Origin of the sequence: Rhodococcus sp. IEGM 1318 (assembly GCF_033142465.1) — a bacterium.
GTDB lineage: Bacteria > Actinomycetota > Actinomycetes > Mycobacteriales > Mycobacteriaceae > Rhodococcus_F > Rhodococcus_F qingshengii_B.
Genome location: NZ_JAWLSC010000007.1, coordinates 1 through 20288 on the forward strand (window position 1 = coordinate 1; position 20288 = coordinate 20288).

Sequence of the window (20288 nt, forward strand, 5' to 3'; positions counted from 1 at the left end):
GGGGTTTTATCGCCCAAAGTCACACAAGCGGGGGGCTTTGGGCCCCACCAGCCCGTGGGGGGGCTGTTGTTTCCCCGCCGGGGGTTAAAACCGGCCCCACAGCAAGACGTCAGAGACGCTCGATAATCGTCGCGTTTGCGGTGCCGCCACCTTCACAGATGGTCAGCAGGCCGTAACGGCCACCGGTGCGCTCGAGTTCGTTGAGCAGCGTTGCCATCAACTTGGTGCCGGTCGCGCCGAGCGGGTGGCCGAGTGCGATCGCGCCGCCATTGACGTTGACCTTGGCCGGATCTGCGCCGATCTCCTTGATCCAGGCCAGGACGACCGGCGCAAAAGCTTCGTTGATCTCGACGATGTCGATGTCCTCGATGCTCAGACCGGCCTTCGCGAGAGCATGCTTCGTGGCCGGGATCGGTGCACTGAGCATGAAGATCGGGTCGTCGCCGCGAGCGCTGAGGTGATGAATCCGGGCGCGGGGCTTGAGGTTGTACTTCTCCACCGCTTCCGCCGACGCCAGCAGCAGCGCACTCGCGCCGTCGGAGATCTGGCTGGCCACTGCTGCGGTCATGCGCCCGTCTTCGACGAGCACCTTGAGCGTCGCCATCTTTTCGAGGCTGGTCTCGCGGGGTCCTTCGTCGACGGTCGCGTCACCCATGGCGACGATCTCGTTGTCGAAACGACCCGCGGCGATTGCAGCCTTGGCGCGCTCATGGCTCTGCAGGGCCCACTTCTCGAGCTCTTCGCGGCTGACGTCCCACTTCTCGGCGATCATTTCGGCGCCCTTGAACTGCGAGACTTCCTGGTCACCGTAACGCTCGGTCCAACCGACCGAACCCGAAGTCGGCGTGTCGAATCCGTACTGCTGACCGACGATCATCGCTGCCGAGATCGGAATCTGGCTCATGTTCTGAACGCCGCCGGCAACGATCAGATCTGCGGTGCCCGACAGGATGGCCTGAGCGCCGAAGTGCACTGCCTGCTGGCTCGAACCACACTGACGATCGACCGTCACACCGGGAACGTGCTCCGGGAATCCCGCTGCGAGCCAGGACATACGGGCGATGTTGCCGGCCTGGCCGCCGATGGCGTCGACGCAACCGAAGATCACGTCGTCGACGTCACTGGGGTCGATACCGGTGCGCTCGACCAGTGCCTTGACGACGTGCGCACCGAGATCGATGGGGTGCACGCCGGACAGCGCGCCGCCTCTCTTGCCGATCGGTGTGCGAATGGCGTCGACGATGTAAACCTCGGACATAGCGTTAGCTCCTAGTTTCGTTGTGCAGCAATAGTTCTTGAAGTTGATTCAGCAATAGCGTCTGAAGTTGTGGCCGGATCGGAGAGCCCGTCGAGCACGATCGCGAGATATTGAGCCGCGACGGCGTGAGCCGAGAGGGATCCACCCGGGCGGTACCAGCGAACCGCGACCCACACGGTGTCGCGCATGAATCGGAATACTAATTCGACGTCGATGTCGGAACGGAAGGTCCCGTCCTCGACGCCGGCTTCGAGGACGCCGACCCACAGGTCCCGGAACTCGGTGTTGCGCTCGGCCAGGTAAGCGAAGCGCTCGTTCCCGACGAGGTGCTTGACCTCGTCCTGGTAGATCGCCACAGCCGAATGTGAGGCGTCGATGGCCTCGTACGACGTCACGACCAGCGCTTCGAGCGTCGCGCGACTGTCCAACCCCGCCGCGACGATCTCGCGGTATTTTCCGAAGAGTTCGTCGAGGAACTGGTGCAGGATCTCGTCGACCATCGACTCCTTCGAATCGAAATGGTGATACAGGCTGCCGGACAGTATCCCGGCGGCGTCGGCGATGTCGCGGACGGTCGTCGCGCGCACTCCGCGATCGGCGAACAGCCCCGCCGCGATCTCGAGCAGCTCGTCGCGGCGCCCGGACTTGCCGTTTGATTCGTCGGAATTTCGAGGTGGCGTCATGTATTCAATCCTATCCAGGGCCTTCCCCTGTGCGCGGTCAGCGAGTCCAGGGACTCCTCAACCGCGCACGGGGACGCTAGGCCCTCTGCGAAGAAACGGAGACGATCTCGCCGGTCATGTAGGTGGAGTAATCGCTGGCGAGCATCGCGATGACCGTTGCGATCTCCCAGACCTCCGCCGCGCGTCCGTAGGCCTCACCGGAAGCCAACTGGTCGAGCAGTTCCTCACTGGTGACCTTCGCCAGGAACGCGTGACGCGCAATGGAGGGCGAGACCGCGTTGATACGGACTCCGTACTCCGCTGCTTCGATTGCGCTGCACCGAGTCAGCGCCATGACGCCAGCCTTGGCTGCGGCGTAGTGCGCCTGGGAATGCTGCGCCCGCCAACCGAGGACGGACGCGTTGTTCACCAGAACACCGCCGTGGGGAACGCTCTTGAAGTACCGCAGCGCGGCGCGCGTCGAGCGGAAAGTGCTGTTGAGGGTGATGTCGAGAACGCGATCCCACTGATCGTCCGTCATGTCGACGACGGGAGTTTCGCCGCCAAGGCCCGCGTTGTTGACGACGATGTCGATACGTCCCAACTTCTCGGCCGCTCCGACGAACAACGCGTCGACCTGCTCGGTGCTGGACACGTCACAGATGATCGACTCGACCTGCTGACCGGGGAATTCGGCCTTCAAATTCTCCACCGTCTCGCCGAGTCGACGCTCGTGGAAGTCGGAGACGAGAACGTCGCCGCCCTCGAGAAGCACCCGGCGCGCAGTAGAGAAGCCGATGCCGGTTCCGGCTGCGGCGGTGATGATTGCCTTCTTGCCCGCGAGCAGTCCGTGGCCCGGGGTTTCCTCTGGCGCAACGGAAAGCGGGGACGCGGCTTTGGTGTCAGACATTAACGGGCCTCTCGGGGAAGACCGAGCACGCGCTCGGAAATGATGTTGCGCTGAATTTCGTTGGAGCCGCCGTAAATCGTGTCGGCGCGGGTGAAGAGGAAGAGGCGCTGCCACTCGTCGAGCTCGAGATGCTCGGGATCGGTGATGTCCGAGGCATTGCCTTCGGAATCCGCCCACGGTGCAACCAACGACGACGCTCCTTGCACGTCCATCGCCAGCTGTCCCAGATCACGATGCCAGTTGGCCCACAACAGTTTTGCGACGGACGCTTCTCCGCCACCGGTTCCGGCGTCGACCGCGTCGAGAGTACGCATCGCGTGGGCGCGCATCACGCGCAGACCGACCCAGGCGCGCGCGATCTTTTCGCGGATGTTCGGATCCTGGTCACTGCCATTGGCTTTCGCCAGGTCGACGACGCCTTGGAGCTCGCGGGCAAATCCGATCTGCTGTCCGAGCGTGGATACACCGCGCTCGAAGGTGAGCAGCCCCATCGCAATCTTCCAGCCCTCGCCGGGTTCCCCGACCACCAGATCGGCGTCGGTGACGGCGTCGTCGAAGAAGACCTCGTTGAACTCCGATGTGCCGGTGAGCTGCTGAATGGGCCGAACTGTCACGCCGGGTTGATCCAACGGGACCAGCAGGAAGCTCAACCCCTGGTGACGCTTGGAGCCCACCTCGGTGCGGCAGACCACGAAGCACCACTGCGCGACGTGAGCCAGTGAGGTCCACACCTTCTGGCCGTTGATAATCCACTTGCCGTCTTCGAGGCGTGCGGTGGTGGAGACGTTCGCGAGGTCGGAACCGGCGCCGGGCTCGGAGTAGCCCTGCGACCACAGTTCACTGACCGTGTTGATGCCCGGAAGGAACCGGCGCTTCTGCTCGTCCGTTCCGTAGGCGATCAGCGTCGGGCCGAGCAACTCTTCACCGATGTGGCTGACGCGAGCGGGCGCACCGGCCTTCGCGTACTCCTGATGGAAGATGACCTGCTGAGCGATGCTTGCTCCCCGCCCGCCGAACTCCTTCGGCCACCCGAGGCACGTCCATCCCGCGGCTGCGAGGTGCTTGTCCCACTCCAGTCGTTGCTCGAAGAACTCGTGCTCGCTGCCGGGGCCGCCCTTACCCTTGAGCTGGGCGAATTTGCCCGTCAAGTTCTCGGCCAACCACTGCGCGACCGTGGTCGCAAACTCGTCGTCCGTCATCTGCCCGTCCGGGCTCTCGCTCTGGTCCACATATGTAAGATAACCTACCAAGCACTTGCTAGGTAGCGTGTCAGGTAGGAGTCCAGTGACCGAACAACCGAGAACCATCCCATCAGCCCTCATCCGGGCCGCCGAGGAGTTCGGTGAGCGCGCGGCTATCGCCGATGGCGACACCCGACTGACCTTCGCACAGCTACACCAGCGTGTCCGCGATTTCGCCGGCGCACTGATCAACCGTGGGGTGAAGGCAGGCGACCGCGTCGTCATCTGGGCGCCCAACACGTACCACTGGGTGATCGCCCTGCTCGGCGCTCAGTACGCCGGCGCGGCCATCATTCCGATCAACACTCGATACACCGGCACCGAAGCTCTCGACATCATCGAGCGCGTCGACGCCGCTGCTCTGGTGGTCGTCGGCACGTTCCTCAAGGCCGATCGGTACCAGCAGTTGCTCGACGCCAACCCGAGCCTGTCGATCCCCACCGTCATCCAGGTACCGATCGACGGGAACGACGACCGTGACGGCGTCATCGAGTTCGAGGACTTCCTCGCGCTCGCCACCGACGCCGCCCGCACCGAAGCCGATGCCCGCGCTGCGAAGGTGCAGCCCGACGACGTCAGCGACATCCTCTTCACCTCCGGCACCACGGGACGCAGCAAGGGCGCGATCACCGCGCACCGTCAGTCCATCGCCGTTGCCAAGTCGTGGGGCGAATGCGCCGAGGTCACCGCTGACGACAACTTCCTCATCATCAGCCCGTTCTTCCACACCTTCGGGTACAAGGCCGGAATCCTGGTCTGTCTGTTGAACGGTGCGACGATCGTGCCGGTGTCCGTCTTCAACATCGACGACACCCTCGCGCTGGTCAACAGCGAGAAGATCAGCATCCTGCCTGGCGCCCCGACGATCTATCAGACCATCCTCGACCACCCCCGCCGCAGCGAATACGACCTGTCCTCGCTCCGCATCGCGATCACCGGCGCCGCACCCGTGCCGGTTGCTCTCGTCGAGCGCATGCAGGCAGAGCTTTTCGACGCCGTCCTCACGGCATACGGCCTGACCGAGGCAGTCGTTGCGACCATGTGCCGCACCGACGACGATCCGGTCACCGTCTCCACCAGTTCCGGCCGCGCGACAGCCGATTTCGAGGTCAAGATCGGCGACCAGGGCGAGATCCTGCTTCGTGGACCGAACGTCATGCTCGGGTACCTCGACGACCCGGAATCCACCGCCAAGGCAATCGACGCCGACGGCTGGCTGCACACCGGAGACATCGGAACCCTCGACGAACGCGGATATCTCGACATCACCGACCGCCTCAAGGACATGTACGTCAGCGGCGGATTCAACGTCTACCCCGCCGAGATCGAGGGTATGTTGGCTCGGCTGCCCGGCGTCCATGAATCGGCTGCCATCGGCATCCCCGATCACCGGATGGGAGAGGTGGGCCGCGTCTACATCGCCCAACTCGGCGGTGCCGGCCTCACCGAAGAGTCGGTGATCGCCTTCCTCAAGGAGAAGATCGCCGGCTTCAAGGTGCCCCGCGAAGTACGCTTCGTCGATCACCTGCCCCGTAACCCCTCGGGCAAGGTCCTCAAAACGGTTCTGCGCGAGGAACAGTCATGACCGTTCCTTTTGAAGCCGACGTCGTGACCTACGAGGTTCGTGACTCGGTCGCCGTCGTGACGTTGAATCGCCCCGACTACCGCAACGCCCAGAACTCGGTCGTGACGTACGCCCTCGACGCGGCATTCCAGCGCGCCGTCGAGGACGACGACGTGAAAGTGATCGTCCTGGCAGGCAACGGACCTCACTTCAGCGCCGGACACGATCTGGGAACTCCGGGACGCGATCATCACGTCGAGTACGAGAACAAGGCCACCATGTGGTGGGATCACGTCGACAAGCCCGGCGGTGACCAGCGTTTCGCGCGCGAGATGGAGGTCTACCTGGGTATGTGCCGCCGTTGGCGGGAGATCCCCAAGCCCACCATCGCGATGGTGCAAGGCGCCTGCATTGCCGGTGGGCTCATGCTCGCCTGGGTCTGCGACATGATCGTCGCGGCCGACGACGCCTTCTTCTCCGATCCCGTTGTCCGCATGGGCATCCCCGGCGTCGAATACTTCGCGCACCCGTGGATGGTCGGTTCACGTTTCGCGAAGGAAATGCTCTTCACCGGCGATCGCTTCACCGCGCAACGCGCCTACGAAATCGGCATGGTCAATCGCGTCGTCGCCCGCAAGGATCTCGAGAAGGAGACGTTCGAGCTCGCCGGACGTATCGCCGAGATGCCGCGCTTCGGACTGGCTTTGACCAAGAAGGCCGTCAATCAGTGCGAGGACCAGATGGGGATGCGTAACGGCATCGATTCCGTCTTCGGTCTGCATCACTTCGCTCACGCTCACAACGCCGAGGTAGGCAAAGACTCGCTTGGTGGTCTCGATGCCAAAGCTATGGCTGCCAGTGCTCGCACACCGCAGGAAGGAACAAACTAGTGGATCTCGTATTCGACGACGCCACAACCGCATTCCGTGACGAGGTCCGCTCGTTCCTGGAGGCGAACGTCCCCGCTACTCCGCTGAAGTCCATGGACACCGCCGAGGGCTTCGAAGAACACCGGCAGTGGGAACACACCCTCGCCGACGCCGGTTACGCCGTCGTCTCCTGGCCCAAGGAACTCGGTGGCCGCGACGCGTCCCTGCTCGAATGGGTCGTCTTCGAGGAGGAGTACTACCGCTCGGGTGCGCCCGGTCGCGTAAGCCAGAACGGCATCTTCCTCTTGGCTCCCACACTGTTCGAGCATGCACATGCCGAGCAGTTGGCTCGCATCATGCCGCGCATGGCTCGTGCTGACGACATCTGGGCACAGGCCTGGTCCGAGCCCGAGTCCGGTTCCGACCTCGCGAGCCTGCGGTCGAGCGCGAAGAAGGTCGACGGCGGCTGGCTGCTCAACGGTCAGAAGACGTGGAGTTCGCGGGCCAGCTACGCAGACTGGGGCTTCGGCTTGTTCCGCTCCGATCCAGATGCGCAGCGCCACAAGGGCATCACGTACTTCATGTTCGACCTCCGCTCGAAGGGCGTCACCGTTCGCCCGATCGATCAGCTCGACGGCGAGCCCGGCTTCGCCGAGATCTTCCTCGAGGACGTCTTCGTTCCGGACGACCCGGCCAACCCCGGTGAGTCCGGTGTGATCGGCAACGTCAACGAAGGTTGGCGCGTCGCGATGAGCACCGCAAGCAACGAGCGTGGCCTCTCGCTGCGCAGCCCCGGCCGCTTTCTCGCGACAGTCGACCGCCTGCTCGAGCTGTACAAGTCCAGCGGACGCACTGACGACAGCGCTCTGCGCAACCAAGTCGCCGACGCCTGGATCGGCGCTCGCGCTTACCAACTCAACACATTCGGCACCGTCACCCGTCTGGCCGACGGTGGACAGCTCGGCGCCGAGTCCTCGATCAACAAGGTCTTCTGGTCCGAGTGGGATATCGCCACCCACGAGACTGCTCTCGAACTTCAGGGCCCTGAAGCCGAGTTGGCCGACAACTGGATGGACGGATACCTGTTCTCACTGTCCGGCCCGATCTACGCAGGCACCAACGAAATTCAGAAAAACGTCATCGCTGAGCGTCTGCTCGGCCTACCGAAGGCGGACCGATGAGATTCGCGCTCGACTCCTCCCACCAGGACTTCGCTGCAAGCATCGATGCACTGCTGACCAAGTCCGACATGCCCGCCGTCATCCGTTCGTGGAACGACGGTGACACCGAGCCAGGCAAGAAGCTCTGGCAGCGCCTTGCCGAGACCGGCGTCAACGGCCTCGTCATCGCCGAAGAGCACGACGGACTCGGCGCCGACGCCGTCGACCTGGTCATTGCGCTCGAACAGCTCGGTCGCCATGCAGTACCCGGACCGGTCGTCGAAACGATCGCCGTGGCACCGACGCTCCTGGCTTCCGTTGCACCGGAACGTCTCTCTGCTCTCGCCGAGGGGTCACTGGCATCCGTCGCCGCTCCCCCGCACACACCGTTTGCGCTCGACGCCGATGCAGTGGACCTGGTGCTACTTGCGCAGGACGGTGCCGTCTCACTCGGCGTCCCCGGCGAGGCCAAGGCGTCGGTGGATCTCTCCCGCAAGCTCTACGAGGTTTCTGCCGGCGAATCGCTGGGCTCCGCCGACTTCTCGGCAGCATTCGACATGGGCGCTCTTGCCACTGCCGCGCAGTTGCAGGGTCTCGGCCAGACACTGCTCGAGGTCACCACCGAATACGCGAAGCAGCGCAAGCAGTTCGGCAAGGTCATCGGACAGTTCCAGGCCATGAAGCACCACCTGGCCGAGGTTGCCGTCTCCCTCGAAATGGCTCGCCCCCTGCTGCACGGTGCCGCACTGTCGGTTCGCGATCAGTCGGCCGACGCCTCGCGCGACATTTCAGCCGCCAAGGTCGCGTGTGGCGATGCCGCCTACAAAGCCGCCCGCGTCGGGCTCCAGGTTCACGGCGCCATCGGCTACACGATGGAACATGATCTCTCCCTGTGGCTCACCAAGGTGCGGGCGCTACTCACCGCATGGGGCACGCCGTCCGAGCACCGCGCACGCGTCGTCGAAGCTCTGGTTGCGTCATGAGCATCGACACCGAAGACCAGGCAGCATTGCGCGCGTCGGTACGCGATCTCCTGAGTAAGCATTCCGACTCCGCTGCCGTCCGCGCCGCGATCACCACAGAGATCGGCTATGACGCGGCGTTGTGGAGCAAGCTGTGTGAGCAGATCGGCGTCGCCGCGCTGGCGATTCCCGAGGAGTTCGACGGCGTCGGAGCAGGTTTGGGTGAGGTACACGTGGTCCAGGAGGAACTGGGCCGCACACTGACACCTTCACCGATGTTGGGTTCCGCAATTCTTGCCGCACAGGCACTGCTGCTTTCCGGTGACAACGACGCATGCTCGCGACTGCTGCCCGGTGTCGCGGCCGGCGAGAGCACGCTCGCACTGTGCTGGGCGAGCGCCGCTGGTTGGAGTACCTTCGGCGTCGAGGCAACCGAGGATGCGTTGAACGGGACGGCGTCGTACGTCCTCGACGGGCACGTTGCAGACACCCTGCTCGTTCTGACCGCCGACGGGTTCTATGAAGTGGATCCCGCGGCCGAGGGCGTCTCCCGCCGACGCGTCCCCACCATGGATCCGACGCGAACGCTGGCGGAGGTCACGTTCTCCGGTGTTCGCGGTCGGCCACTGGAGTGGTCCGAAGATCTAGTCGATCGAATCCGAACCGTCGTCCTGATCGCGTTGTCTGCGGAGCAGGTCGGAGCAGCCGCAGCGATCGTCGAACAGACCGTCGAATACACCAAGTCGCGCAAGCAGTTCGGTCGCGCGATCGGTTCTTTCCAGGCCCTCAAGCACCGGATGGCCGACATGTACACGTTGGTCGAGACGGCACGGTCGATGACCTACGCCGCAGTGGCGACGCAGTCGGCCGACGACGCAGCGGTGGCGAAGATCTACTGCTCGGAAGCATTGCGGCAGATCACCTCCGAAGCGGTTCAGTTGCACGGCGGAATCGCGATCACCTGGGAGCACGACGCTCAGCTGTACTTCAAGCGTGCACACGGCAGCGCTCAGCTTTTCGGTCAGCCGAGCACCTACCTTCCGAGCCTCGCGCAGGCAGCGGGTTTGTAGACACGACGGTGCTTGTTCGCTCGTAGTCCCGGGCGAACAAGCACCGATGCTGCCCAGTCAGTGGAATGATCCGCAGATTTATGTGGCTGGATCACGCAGAATCGGTCACCAGACAGCTGTCCATCCCACAGACCGGAGTTTTCTCGTGAATCGATTCGACGACAAGCGCGTCCTCATCAGCGGCGCAGGATCCGGCATCGGCCAAGCCACCGTTGCCCGCATCCTGGCAGAAGGTGGCACCGTCGTCGCCGCCGACATTTCCGAGACCGGCCTCGAACAGACGCTGAACGCCGCGAAGGACGCCGGCCATTCCGATCGCCTCACCACGGTGAAGGTCGACATCTCCAGCGAAGAGTCTGTTCGCGAACAGGTCGGCGCTGCGATCAAGGCTCTGGGCGGCCTCGACGTGCTGGTCAATGCGGCGGGCATTCTGCGCTCCGCGCATACCCACGAGATGACACTCGATTTCTGGAACACCGTCATCGGGGTCAACCTGACCGGAACCTTCCTAATGACGAGGGAGTCCCTGCCTGCTCTGCTCGAAAGCGGGGCAGGCGTCGTGGTCAATTTCAGTTCCACCTCGGCGACGTTTGCCCACCCCTACATGACGGCGTATGCAGCGTCGAAGGGTGGAATCCAATCCTTCACGCACGCACTCGCTCTCGAGTACAGCAAGCAGGGCCTTCGCGCCGTGGCCGTCGCACCCGGCAGCATCGCTTCGGGCATGACGTCCGATCCCGGATTCCCGGCCGACATCGACTTCACGCTGCTCGGCAAGCTGGCCCCGGCGATCGGTGAGGGTTTCGCTCCCCCGTCCGCGGTCGCCGGTGTGATCGCGATGCTCGCTTCCGAGGACGGCTCATTTGTCACCGGAACGGAAATCCGCATCGACGGCGGCACGCATATGTGACCACCTGCTGTGCGCCTTTATTAACCGCCGGCGGTTAATAGAGGCGCACAGCAGCAAGGCGGCATACTTGTCTGGTCGCCCGGAACCGGTCCGGCGGTACGAAGTGCGGTGGGGAGCCAGCGGTGAGCGAGTCAACAGGCAGTACGAACCTCGAGCCCGTGCTGATCAGTCCCGTAGTCGACGGAATGATTCGCACGTGGTCCGAGGACGAGACCCGCTTGTGGAGCGTCGACTATCCCGAGGAGCTCGGCACACTGCTAGGTCGGGGCCTCGTGGCCCGTACTGCTCTGCCGGACAACAAGTTCCGAGAAGTTGCATTTTTCGACGCCCAGATGCAGACCCTCACTGTGCAGCCGCGCTTCGCTTCCCCGGACAGCACTGCCCTCGCCGCACCGTTCAAGCTCACCGAGGCGTCGGCCCCGGCCGCCGACGCTTGGGAAGATCTCGAGGCGGCACTCGCCTCCATCGCGATCTCCGCTGCCGGTCGCGGCGAATTCTGGCTCGCGGAACTCGGCGGGTGGGATTCTCCCCACGAACCGAACTGCCTCTTCACGACCGTCGACGAATCGGGACTGGCCAACGCAGTCATGGAAGCCACCCCCGCACCCGTGGGCACAGGCGTCTGGCCGGAGGTTCCACACGGACAAGCCGGTGTTTCGGTTTCGGCACCAGCTTCACAGGACACCATCGAGGCTGCCGGAATCTTCGCGGTATCAGCCATCGAGACGTGGGGCGTCACTCCGTGGGACATCAACCTCACCTTCGGCAAGCTGGTTGATTTCGCCTGATCAACGGCACCGACACGCGGCGGTGAGTTGTACGTCTCCCCTCAGCCGACGGCTCACGGTTCGTCACAACACGCCCGATGGCCACGACATCGGCCCCCTCGATGGGCATACTGAGGGAACTGGGGTTACTCCCGGTCACAAATACCCGTGGATCCGCGTCGGGGCGGGTGCGGTCCGACAACACGCGAGCAGCCACAGATACTGGCAGCTCCGAAAGGTTCAATCATGGCAACCGACCAATTGCAGACGGTTGTATTGCACGGCGACCAGCTCAAATACGTCGACCAAGGCAGTGGCCCCGTTGTGGTGCTCATTCACGGCCTACTGGGCGCGCACTCCAACTGGGAGCCGCAGATCGAGACGCTCTCACGCCACTACCGCGTCATCGCTCCTGATCTATTCGGACACGGCGCGTCGGACAAGCCTGCCGGCGACTACTCACTCAGTGCTCACGCCGCCACCGTTCGTGACCTCCTCGAAGCCCTCGATATTCCGTCGGCCACCCTCGTCGGTCACTCCCTCGGTGGTGGGATCGCGATGCAGACGCTGTACCTGTTCCCCGACCGCGTGGAACGACTGTGCCTGGTGGCCAGCGGCGGACTCGGCCCCGAGGTGAGCCCACTCCTGCGCGCAGCGACTCTGCCCGGCAGCGAACTGGTACTTCCCGTCCTCGCGTCCAGGACGCTGACCGACGTGACCGACAAAGCGCTCGGACTTTTCAACAAGATCGGCCTGTTCAAGCTCGGCGCCAGCGCGAGTGAGGCCCGTAAAAGCTTTGCTTCGGTATCGGACGCGTCGACACGTCAGGCATTTCTGGCGACGGCACGATCGGTCATCAATTACAACGGCCAAACCGTCAATGCCACGCCGCATTTCGCCAACTTCAAGAACCTGCAGGCACTACTGGTGTGGGGCGAGGAAGACACCATCATCCCCAACGCCCACACCGAGAACGCTCGCGCCGAGCTACCGCTCGGGCGGGTCGAGATCTTCAAGCGCGCCGGACACTTCCCCCACCTGGACTACCCGGATCGCTTCGACCGTGTCTTCTCCGAATTCATGACGGACTGCGGCGTCGGTATCGGCACCGGACCCAAGGCCGTCAGCAGCTGAACTAGCTCCCCTCAACCAGCTCTTCGAGGTAGCTCGCCACGCCGTCCTCGTCGTTCGTGGGCAAAATTCGGTCGGCGAGCTCGATGACCTCGGTTCTGGCGTTGGCCGGCGCCAGAGCCGTTCCGACCCAGGTCAACATGGCAACGTCGTTGAAGGCGTCACCGGCTGCGGCCACTTCCGACGCATCGATGCCGTCGATCGCGCACAACTGCGCGAGAGCGCTGGCCTTCGAAACGCCCGCTGCAGCCATTTCCATGTACGGCGCCCCGGAGTGGGTCAACTCCACACCCTCGATGCCCGCAGCGACCGCAGTTCGATACAGGTCGGCGCTGGGAACTTCCGCATGCCGGGCCACGATCTTGACCATCGGCTCAACATCGAGCGGCAAGGTGTCCGCCAGCACCATCTCGTGCAGGTGCCGGTGATGGTCCGCGAACTCACACAGAGCGGCATACTCCGGCTCGGCAAAGAACTGAGTGGGTCCGACATTCGCGAACACGACGCCTGGGACCAGTGCGCGTACTTGCTCCATAGCCGTTGCCGCCAAGGACATTTCGATCGAAACTGTGTCGACGATCCGCGGAGTCCCGTCGGCGAGATCGAGAATGACAGCACCATTGGCACACACAGCCTTGCCGCGAAATCCGCACGAGCTCGCCAACGTGTGTACCGAATGTCGAGCGCGGGCCGTCGCCCACACAACTTCGATACCCGCCAGCCGCGCGTTCTCCATGGCTTGTGCGGTGCGCGCCGAAATCGTTCGGTCGGAGCGCAGCAGGGTGCCGTCGAGGTCGGTTGCGAACATACGAATACGGGTCACCAGACAATGATGGCAGTCCGTTCGCAGCCCTCACCAACTACGTGGCATGGGCCGTTGCTCTGTCAATTACTTGCTTGGGCCTCGAGAAGGTGCCGACGCATCTCACCGAAGACCACACCCAGCCGCTCGACATCTCGCGGGCTCAGCAGGTCGAACATGCTCTCCCGTACAGCGGCCACGTGCGACGGGCTTGCCGACGCCAGTTTCTCGGCACCCAAGTCGGTCAGCTCCGCATTAGCGCCCCTCTTGTCGTCGACACACTCGACCCTTTGCACCCACCCGGCACCGACGAGGCGATTGACGGCCCTGGTCACACCACTTCGTGTAGCCATAACAGCGTCGGCGAGCTCACTCATGCGCAGTTGCCGCCCGGGCGCCTCGGCCAGCGCGACCAGCAGTTCGAAATCCGTGAAGGAAATATCGGAGTCGTGCACTAACTGTTGATCGAGGACGCGCTGAAGCAGGCGGGTCGAGTCCAGGTAAGCCCGCCAGGCCGTTTGCTCCGAGTCGGTCAACCATCGCGTTGATTCCATAACGCCAGCATATCCGAAGTAGTTGACAACGAAATCAAATGAGCTATTCTCAATATAGTTGATCAGTCAACTACTTGTTCGAAGAGAAGGTTCAACCGAGAGGCGGGCGCCATGAGCGACAACAACGCAGTGCAGTTCGAGGAACGCCGTGCCGAGATAAGGGATCGGCATCTGATCCCCGCCGACAAACGACCATCATCGATGGCACGCGGGCTGCACCATACGGCCCTGATCAGCAGTGACGTCGAGCGAACCGTGAAGTTCTATCAGGATCTCCTCGGCTTCCCCCTCACCGAGTTGATCGAGAACCGTGACTACCCCGGGTCGTCGCACTTCTTCTTCGACATCGGCAACGGCAATCTCCTGGCCTTCTTCGATTTCCCGGGCCTCGACGTGGGCCCGTACCAAGAAGTACTCGGCGGTCTCCACCACATCGCGATCAGCGTCGAACCTGCCAAGTGGGCGAAGCTGCGCACCAGACTGACCGAGGCCAACATCGAACTGATCGAGCACAGCGAGGTTTCGTTGTACTTCCGCGATCCCGACGGCGCTCGACTCGAACTGATCGCCGACCCACTCGGCGAGATGTACGGCAATCACGTCCTCTGAAAACTTGCTCTCCCCCATACCATTCGGAAGGCACCCCATGACCTCCACTCTGTCGCAGCCGAACCTCGACGTCCGTCGATCGGGCGATCGCTTCAAGTCCAATGCCGGCTGGCTGGACTCGAAGCACTCCTTCTCGTTCAGCAATCACTACGACCCGAAGAACACTCACCACGGTCTTCTCCTAGTCAACAACGACGACATCGTCACGCCGGGAATGGGATTCGACACCCACCCGCACCAGGACATGGAGATCATCACCTGGGTTCTGAGAGGTTCTCTCGTGCATCAGGATTCGATGGGTCATTCGGGTGTCATCTACCCCGGTCTCGCCCAGCGGATGAGCGCCGGAACTGGCATCCTGCATTCCGAGAAGAACGACTCGTGGCGGCTCGGTGACATGGCCGGCGTGCATTCCGACAAGCACAGCGACCCGGTTCACTTCATCCAGATGTGGGTTGTCCCCGACGAAGCCGGAATCACGCCCGGCTACGAACAGTTGGAGATCGACGCCGAATTGCTTGCCGGTGGACTGGTTCCCGTCGCGTCCGGCATGGACGCGTACGCCGATCACTCGGCAATCCGGATCAAGAACAAGTACGCCGCGATGCACGTCGCACGTCTGCAACCCGGACAGCCCGTGACCCTGCCGGATGCACCGTTCCTGCATGTTTTTGTCGCCGACGGTCAGGCCGCCATGGAAAGCGTCGGCGTGCTCGAACAAGGTGACGCGGTACGCGTGTCCGGCGGCGGAGGCCAGCAGGTCAGTTCCGATACCGGCGCCGAGGTCATCGTCTGGGAAATGCACGCCACCGTTTCGCAGGGATGACATGAAGTCCTTCTCGTACGACGCTTCACCGGCTCGAATTGTCTTCGGCCAAGGGACGATCCGCGAGATCGCCGAAGAAGTCAGACGGCTCGGCCGTAGCCGAGTGATGGTGCTGGCAAGCCGTCGACTGGACGCGCTTGCCGCCGACGTCACCGAATCTCTCGGCGACATGGCCGTCGTCCGCTTCGACGGCGCCGTGATGCACACTCCAACCGAAGTCACGACAGCCGCGCTGAAGCTTGCCGAGACCCATCACGTGGACACCGTCGTCGCGATCGGCGGCGGTTCGGCAACCGGGTTGTCCAAGGCACTGGCACTACGAGCGGGGTTCGATCAGATCATCGTTCCGACGACGTATGCGGGTTCAGAAGCCACTCCGGTGTTGGGTGAAACAGAGAACGGACGCAAGACAACTCGCTCGTCGCCCCACATCAGACCCGAAACCGTGGTCTACGACGTCAACTTCACTCTCGATCTGCCGCTGGACACCACGGTCACCAGTGCTGTCAACGCGATGGCGCACGCGGTTGAAGCGTTGTATTCCGCCGAGTCCAATCCGATCACCGACTCGATGGCAATCGAGGCACTCTCCGGAATCGCTCGGGCATTGCCGATCATCGTCGGCGATCCGAGAAATGTGGAAGGCCGGGCAGATCTGCTGCAATCGGCCTGGTTGGCCGGAACCTGCTTGGGCACAGTCGGTATGGGGCTTCATCACAAGTTGTGCCACACCCTCGGTGGCAGCTTCGGTTTGCCGCACGCTCCCACCCACACTGTTGTCCTCCCCCAGGCAATGGCGTTCAACGCGCCTGCCGTGCCGGAAGTCATGTCGCGAATAGCGACTGCCTTGGGTGTATCCGACGCCGCCACCGGCGTTTTCGACCTCGTCACCTCGTGCGGCGGACCGATCTCTCTGCGAGAACTGGGAATGAGTCACGATCAGATCGGCCGTGCAATCGAACTCGCGACCGCGGCCGCTTATCCGAACCCGCGTGAGATCACCCCGACAGGCCTGAGCGAACTCCTCGAGAACGCCTGGTCCGGGCGTCGACCCGCCATCAGGTGAGAACGAATCAGGCAGTACCGCCTCGAGGCCTGACATGTTCGAAGATCAGAATCGTCTCGGTCGCAGCAACCGCCGGATGCGCCGAGAGATTGTTGACGACGAAGTCGCGCAACTGCGCCGAATCCGTCATTGCGACGTGCAACATGTAATCGTCGACACCGGCCACGAAATACACGTTGAGTACGGAGTCCAGCTTGGCGAAGTCGTCACCGAGTCGGTTGAGATGCGACCGCGCGTTGGCCTGCAGTCGAACTGCGATCATCGCCTGCAGATCCATTCCGAGAGCGGCGGGGTCGATGTCCGCATGGAATCCCCTGATCACGCCGTTGTCCACCAAGGCGCGCACACGTCCGAGGCATGTCGACGGCGCAATTCCCGCAATCGCAGCCAGCGCATTGTTCGGAATCCTCGCGTCCTTCGCCAGCTCTTCGAGCAGAACCCGGTCGATCTCGTCCAACTTCATTGCTGCCCGAACATGCTTCGGCGAGGCAGCCGTCTGAATACCAATTTTTGAACTTTCACGCACCATGCATCCAGCATAGAGAATTATCTTCACTTCTCTTCACTATCTGGCGACGAAACTTCATGCTTGGCACCTGCCATTCGAGGAAACAACAGACTCAGTTCGGAGCCGTGTCATGAAGGTCGGAATCCCCCGCGAAATCAAAAACCACGAGTACCGCGTGGCCATCAGCCCAGCAGGCGTCCACGAACTGGTCGGCCGAGGGCACGAGGTCGTCATCGAAACGGGTGCAGGCATCGGCTCCTCGTTCAGTGACGAGGATTTCAAGGCCGCAGGCGCGCAGATCCTCGGGTCCGCCGATCAGGTCTGGGCGGACGCAGATCTGCTCCTCAAGGTCAAAGAACCTATTGCAGAGGAGTATTTGCGGCTCCGCAAGGATCAGGTGCTCTTCACCTACCTTCACCTGGCGGCGTCGAAGGAATGCACCGACGCGCTCCTGACGTCGAAGACCACCTCCATCGCCTACGAAACCGTTGTCGGTTCCGACGGTTCACTGCCCCTCCTCGCCCCGATGAGCGAAGTAGCCGGACGCCTGGCACCGCAGGCCGGCGCCTACCACTTGATGCGTCACGGCGGCGGACGCGGAGTTCTGATGGGCGGCGTTCCCGGAGTGCGCCCCGCCAAGGTCGTGGTGATCGGTGCGGGAGTGTCCGGCAAGAATGCCATCGCCGTGGCCTACGGCATGCAGGCCGACGTCACCGTTCTCGATCTGTCGATCGCGCGCTTGCGGGAAATCGACGAGCTGTACCACGGCCAGGTCAAGACCATCACGTCCAACAGCCTCGAACTGGAACAGGCAGTGCTCGACGCCGACCTTGTCATCGGCGCCGTGCTGGTCCCCGGGGCGAAGGCTCCGACACTCGTGTCCAACAGCCTGGTGGCGCGCATGAAGCCGGGTTCTGTCCTGGTCGACATCGCCATCGATCAGGGCGGCTGCTTCGAGGATTCGCACGCGACCACGCACGCCGATCCGACGTACCAGGTTCACGGTTCGGTCTTCTACTGCGTTGCGAACATGCCCGGAGCCGTCCCCCGTACCTCGACGTACGCGCTCACCAACGCGACGCTTCCGTACGTCGTCGCATTGGCCGACAAGGGATGGAAGGACGCGGTCGCGACAGTTCCCGGCCTGGGGTCAGGACTGAGCACACACGACGGTCTGCTCCTGTCCGACAGTGTTGCAGCGGCACACGGGTACTCGGCTACGACTCTCTGACCCAGGCGGCTCTGACCCAGGCAAGGAAAGCTCGAGATCGCTAGCCTTGATCCATGAGCAATCCTGACATTACGCTGAATTCCGGAACCACGATCCCGCAACTCGGCCTCGGAGTCTGGCAGGCCACCAACGACGAAACCGAGCATGCAGTGCGGTTTGCGCTCGACGAGGCCGGCTACAGGCACATCGACACCGCCGCCGCATACGGAAACGAAGAGGGCGTCGGACGAGGTATCGCCAACTCGTCCGTCGCGCGAGAGGACATCTTCCTCACCACGAAGCTGTGGAATGCAGATCAGGGCTACGAGCCGGCGTTGAGGGCTTTCGACACCAGTATCGACAAGCTGGGCGTCGACTACGTCGATCTCTACCTGATCCACTGGCCGCTGCAGGACAACGACCGTCTTCTCCGCACTTGGGAAGCACTCGAAAAGATCGCGGAATCGGGCCGCGCCAAGGCAATCGGGGTGTGCAACTTCGAGCCGCATCATCTGCAGCTCCTCGTCGATCGCGGCGGAATGTTGCCCGCCGTCGATCAGGTGGAACTGCATCCGCACCTCACGCAGCACGCGATCCGGGGCAAGGCCGCCGAGCACGGGATCAAGGTCGAATCGTGGAGCCCACTCGGCGGCACCAGCAACGCAGGTTGGGGTAAGGCGTCGAAGCCCAACACGCTGCTCACCGATCCGATCATCACGCGAATCGGTGACCGCCACAGCAAGACTGCCGCTCAGGTCCTGATCCGCTGGCACCTTCAGAACGGCCTGATCGTCATCCCGAAATCCGTACACGATGCTCGGATCGCTCAGAACATCGACGTATTCGACTTCGAACTCACTGATCTCGATCTGAGCGAAATCGACACGCTCGACGACGGTACCCGCGTCGGCGCGCATCCCGATGAACTCAATATCGGTGCGCCGAGCTGATCAAGCCGCTCGCTTGGTGGGGCGAAGCGCATCGAATCCGTTTCGCCTCACCATCGTTCCGAGGGTCTTCCACCACGGCCGAGCCGGATCCGGCTCGCTTCCGTCGCCCATTCGGTGCAATTGATCGGTGTGCCACTGCAGGTCGAGTGCACCGTCGAGCATCGAGATGTCGGCAACCTTCCCCAACAACTTCCGCGCTCCGAACTCCACAGTCGGGACGTTCAATCGTTCCCGATCCGATTCCAGGAGAACGGTTGCCGCGTCGGGAATCGTGATCGTCGGCCGGCCGAGACCGATAACATCGCACGCGCCGGAAGCGAGTGCCTCGACCATCGCCGATCGCGAGCGGAAGCCGCCGGTGACCGCCAAGGGAATGTCGCCGGCAATCGCTCGGACTGTCTCGGCATACTCGAGGAAATATGCCTCTCGATCGCGAGTGCTCTGCTTCTGCGCTTTACCCATCATGGCCGGCGATTCATAACTGCCACCGCTGATCTCGATGAGATCCACCGACTCTTCGGTCAACGCGCGCACTACTTCTCGCGACTCGTCTTCCGAGAATCCACCTCGTTGGAAATCAGCCGAGTTGAGTTTGACCGACACCGCGAATCCCGGAGCAACGGTAGAGCGTATGCGCCGAACGATTTCGATCAGAAAGCGTCGTCGACGCTCAGGATCTCCACCCCACTCGTCCGTCCGCTGATTGGACAAGGGCGAAAGGAACTGCGCAACAAGATAACCGTGCGCTGCGTGTATCTGCACGCCACCAAATCCGGAGGACTCGGCGACGCGAGCGGTTTCCGCGAACTTGTTGATGATCTCGTCGATCTCAGCAGTCGAGAGTTCTCGCGGCGTCGCCATTCCCGGAATCTTCAGCGCGATCGCGCTCGGGGCGACCGGTCTACCTCTGCTGGCAATCGGGTTGGATTGCCGCCCTGGGTGGTTCAGCTGCATCCAGATCTCGGCGCCGCCGTTTTTGGCAGTCTTGGCCCAGGCAGTCAGTGCTTCGGCATCACGATCGTCGTCGACCACGACGTTGCCCGGTTCGGCGATCTGAGATCGATCGACCATGACATTTCCGGTGATCAGCAACCCGAACCCGCCATTGCCCCAACGACCGTACAAAGTCTCCAGTCGGGCTGACGGTCCATGTGCCCGGTCCCCTAGAGCCTCACTGAGCGCAGCTTTCATGGTCCGATTTCGCAGTATCTGCCCGCAGGGCAAAGTCAGCGATTCTCCGAGCGTGGTCATGAATGCCT

General features: G+C 62.9%; 21 protein-coding genes. 13 read left to right on the plus strand and 8 right to left on the minus strand.

All coding sequences use genetic code 11. The features are described 5' to 3' along the window. Nucleotides 1–109: 109 nt before the first annotated feature. The 4 genes from R4P65_RS17210 to R4P65_RS17225 all read right to left on the minus strand — a co-directional run bounded on the left by R4P65_RS17210 (nt 110) and on the right by R4P65_RS17225 (nt 4059). Nucleotides 110–1258 (minus strand): acetyl-CoA C-acetyltransferase, encoded by a 1149-nt coding sequence (locus R4P65_RS17210; protein WP_084326860.1) that lies wholly within the window; start codon nt 1256–1258, stop codon nt 110–112. An 11-nt stretch (nt 1259–1269) separates the two neighbouring features. Beyond that, nucleotides 1270–1941 (minus strand): TetR/AcrR family transcriptional regulator, encoded by a 672-nt coding sequence (locus R4P65_RS17215; RefSeq protein ID WP_019746948.1) that lies wholly within the window; start codon nt 1939–1941, stop codon nt 1270–1272. A 76-nt stretch (nt 1942–2017) separates the two neighbouring features. Then, on the minus strand, nt 2018–2830 hold the full coding sequence (locus R4P65_RS17220) for an SDR family oxidoreductase (protein WP_317827418.1): 813 nt from the start codon (nt 2828–2830) through the stop codon (nt 2018–2020). Then, on the minus strand, nt 2830–4059 hold the full coding sequence (locus R4P65_RS17225) for an acyl-CoA dehydrogenase family protein (RefSeq protein ID WP_317827419.1): 1230 nt from the start codon (nt 4057–4059) through the stop codon (nt 2830–2832). The genes R4P65_RS17220 and R4P65_RS17225 overlap by 1 nt, the downstream gene beginning before the upstream one ends. A 55-nt stretch (nt 4060–4114) precedes the next feature. Between R4P65_RS17225 and R4P65_RS17230 the strand changes: the two genes are divergently transcribed. The 8 genes from R4P65_RS17230 (at nt 4115) to R4P65_RS17265 (ending at nt 12507) form a co-directional block, all read left to right on the plus strand. Next, complete coding sequence (locus R4P65_RS17230; RefSeq protein ID WP_317827420.1) at nt 4115–5656, plus strand: FadD3 family acyl-CoA ligase; 1542 nt, start codon at nt 4115–4117, stop codon at nt 5654–5656. Then, nucleotides 5653–6525, plus strand: coding sequence for an enoyl-CoA hydratase (locus tag R4P65_RS17235; RefSeq protein WP_317827421.1), 873 nt, complete (start codon nt 5653–5655; stop codon nt 6523–6525). Before R4P65_RS17230 ends, R4P65_RS17235 begins: the two co-directional genes overlap by 4 nt. Continuing rightward, the gene (locus tag R4P65_RS17240) at nt 6525–7685 is read left to right on the plus strand and encodes an acyl-CoA dehydrogenase family protein (RefSeq protein WP_230814833.1); all 1161 of its coding nucleotides are present in this window, start codon (nt 6525–6527) and stop codon (nt 7683–7685) included. The genes R4P65_RS17235 and R4P65_RS17240 overlap by 1 nt, the downstream gene beginning before the upstream one ends. Continuing rightward, nucleotides 7682–8647 carry an acyl-CoA dehydrogenase family protein gene (locus R4P65_RS17245; protein WP_317827422.1) on the plus strand — a complete coding sequence of 322 codons (966 nt, stop codon included), beginning with the start codon at nt 7682–7684 and terminating at the stop codon, nt 8645–8647. The genes R4P65_RS17240 and R4P65_RS17245 overlap by 4 nt, the downstream gene beginning before the upstream one ends. Next, complete coding sequence (locus R4P65_RS17250; RefSeq protein WP_317827423.1) at nt 8644–9696, plus strand: acyl-CoA dehydrogenase family protein; 1053 nt, start codon at nt 8644–8646, stop codon at nt 9694–9696. Before R4P65_RS17245 ends, R4P65_RS17250 begins: the two co-directional genes overlap by 4 nt. A 145-nt stretch (nt 9697–9841) precedes the next feature. Then, nucleotides 9842–10606, plus strand: coding sequence for an SDR family NAD(P)-dependent oxidoreductase (locus tag R4P65_RS17255; RefSeq protein ID WP_003945543.1), 765 nt, complete (start codon nt 9842–9844; stop codon nt 10604–10606). Between the two features lie 122 nt (nt 10607–10728). Then, on the plus strand, nt 10729–11394 hold the full coding sequence (locus R4P65_RS17260) for a hypothetical protein (protein WP_317827424.1): 666 nt from the start codon (nt 10729–10731) through the stop codon (nt 11392–11394). A gap of 225 nt (nt 11395–11619) precedes the next feature. Next, nucleotides 11620–12507: an alpha/beta fold hydrolase gene (locus R4P65_RS17265; RefSeq protein WP_003945464.1), complete on the plus strand. Its 888-nt coding sequence runs from the start codon at nt 11620–11622 to the stop codon at nt 12505–12507. Nucleotide 12508: 1 nt separating this feature from the next. Here the strand turns inward: R4P65_RS17265 and R4P65_RS17270 are convergent, their stop codons facing one another. Further along, nucleotides 12509–13327, minus strand: coding sequence for an HAD family hydrolase (locus R4P65_RS17270; RefSeq protein WP_317827425.1), 819 nt, complete (start codon nt 13325–13327; stop codon nt 12509–12511). 62 nt (nt 13328–13389) lie between these two features. Then, nucleotides 13390–13860: a MarR family winged helix-turn-helix transcriptional regulator gene (locus R4P65_RS17275; RefSeq protein WP_317827426.1), complete on the minus strand. Its 471-nt coding sequence runs from the start codon at nt 13858–13860 to the stop codon at nt 13390–13392. Between the two features lie 111 nt (nt 13861–13971). Between R4P65_RS17275 and R4P65_RS17280 the strand changes: the two genes are divergently transcribed. From R4P65_RS17280 to R4P65_RS17290, 3 genes are read left to right on the plus strand one after another with little or no spacing between them, the layout of a single operon-like run. Then, nucleotides 13972–14469: a VOC family protein gene (locus R4P65_RS17280; RefSeq protein WP_317827427.1), complete on the plus strand. Its 498-nt coding sequence runs from the start codon at nt 13972–13974 to the stop codon at nt 14467–14469. Between the two features lie 37 nt (nt 14470–14506). Next, nucleotides 14507–15295 carry a pirin family protein gene (locus R4P65_RS17285; RefSeq protein ID WP_317827428.1) on the plus strand — a complete coding sequence of 263 codons (789 nt, stop codon included), beginning with the start codon at nt 14507–14509 and terminating at the stop codon, nt 15293–15295. Nucleotide 15296: 1 nt separating this feature from the next. After that, the gene (locus R4P65_RS17290; RefSeq protein WP_317827429.1) at nt 15297–16361 is read left to right on the plus strand and encodes a maleylacetate reductase; all 1065 of its coding nucleotides are present in this window, start codon (nt 15297–15299) and stop codon (nt 16359–16361) included. A 7-nt stretch (nt 16362–16368) separates the two neighbouring features. Here the strand turns inward: R4P65_RS17290 and R4P65_RS17295 are convergent, their stop codons facing one another. After that, nucleotides 16369–16890, minus strand: a complete 522-nt coding sequence (locus R4P65_RS17295; RefSeq protein WP_230814824.1) for an Lrp/AsnC family transcriptional regulator — start codon at nt 16888–16890, stop codon at nt 16369–16371. 109 nt (nt 16891–16999) lie between these two features. On the opposite strand from R4P65_RS17295, the gene ald reads away from it, so the two are divergent. Together ald and R4P65_RS17305 are read left to right on the plus strand one after the other, a co-directional pair. Further along, a complete protein-coding gene (ald, locus tag R4P65_RS17300) occupies nt 17000–18100 on the plus strand; it encodes an alanine dehydrogenase (protein WP_230814823.1) in 1101 nt (366 codons plus the stop codon). Between the two features lie 53 nt (nt 18101–18153). Beyond that, on the plus strand, nt 18154–19029 hold the full coding sequence (locus R4P65_RS17305; protein ID WP_317827430.1) for an aldo/keto reductase: 876 nt from the start codon (nt 18154–18156) through the stop codon (nt 19027–19029). Here the strand turns inward: R4P65_RS17305 and R4P65_RS17310 are convergent, their stop codons facing one another. Continuing rightward, entirely contained in the window at nt 19030–20280 is a 1251-nt protein-coding gene (locus tag R4P65_RS17310) for an NADH:flavin oxidoreductase/NADH oxidase family protein (protein ID WP_317827431.1), read from the minus strand. Between the last annotated feature and the right edge of the window lie 8 nt (nt 20281–20288).

What these genes read in the sequence shown, in the direction of transcription:
- ald (WP_230814823.1), top strand. Translation starts at nt 17,000, where the DNA reads ATGAAGGTCGGAATCCCCCGCGAAATCAAAAACCACGAGTACCGCGTG.
- R4P65_RS17280 (WP_317827427.1), top strand. Translation starts at nt 13,972, where the DNA reads ATGAGCGACAACAACGCAGTGCAGTTCGAGGAACGCCGTGCCGAGATA.
- R4P65_RS17215 (WP_019746948.1), bottom strand. Translation starts at nt 1,941, where the DNA reads ATGACGCCACCTCGAAATTCCGACGAATCAAACGGCAAGTCCGGGCGC.
- R4P65_RS17245 (WP_317827422.1), top strand. Translation starts at nt 7,682, where the DNA reads ATGAGATTCGCGCTCGACTCCTCCCACCAGGACTTCGCTGCAAGCATC.
- R4P65_RS17285 (WP_317827428.1), top strand. Translation starts at nt 14,507, where the DNA reads ATGACCTCCACTCTGTCGCAGCCGAACCTCGACGTCCGTCGATCGGGC.
- R4P65_RS17265 (WP_003945464.1), top strand. Translation starts at nt 11,620, where the DNA reads ATGGCAACCGACCAATTGCAGACGGTTGTATTGCACGGCGACCAGCTC.
- R4P65_RS17210 (WP_084326860.1), bottom strand. Translation starts at nt 1,258, where the DNA reads ATGTCCGAGGTTTACATCGTCGACGCCATTCGCACACCGATCGGCAAG.
- R4P65_RS17235 (WP_317827421.1), top strand. Translation starts at nt 5,653, where the DNA reads ATGACCGTTCCTTTTGAAGCCGACGTCGTGACCTACGAGGTTCGTGAC.
- R4P65_RS17310 (WP_317827431.1), bottom strand. Translation starts at nt 20,280, where the DNA reads ATGACCACGCTCGGAGAATCGCTGACTTTGCCCTGCGGGCAGATACTG.
- R4P65_RS17275 (WP_317827426.1), bottom strand. Translation starts at nt 13,860, where the DNA reads ATGGAATCAACGCGATGGTTGACCGACTCGGAGCAAACGGCCTGGCGG.
- R4P65_RS17290 (WP_317827429.1), top strand. Translation starts at nt 15,297, where the DNA reads ATGAAGTCCTTCTCGTACGACGCTTCACCGGCTCGAATTGTCTTCGGC.
- R4P65_RS17220 (WP_317827418.1), bottom strand. Translation starts at nt 2,830, where the DNA reads ATGTCTGACACCAAAGCCGCGTCCCCGCTTTCCGTTGCGCCAGAGGAA.
- R4P65_RS17295 (WP_230814824.1), bottom strand. Translation starts at nt 16,890, where the DNA reads ATGGTGCGTGAAAGTTCAAAAATTGGTATTCAGACGGCTGCCTCGCCG.
- R4P65_RS17305 (WP_317827430.1), top strand. Translation starts at nt 18,154, where the DNA reads ATGAGCAATCCTGACATTACGCTGAATTCCGGAACCACGATCCCGCAA.
- R4P65_RS17250 (WP_317827423.1), top strand. Translation starts at nt 8,644, where the DNA reads ATGAGCATCGACACCGAAGACCAGGCAGCATTGCGCGCGTCGGTACGC.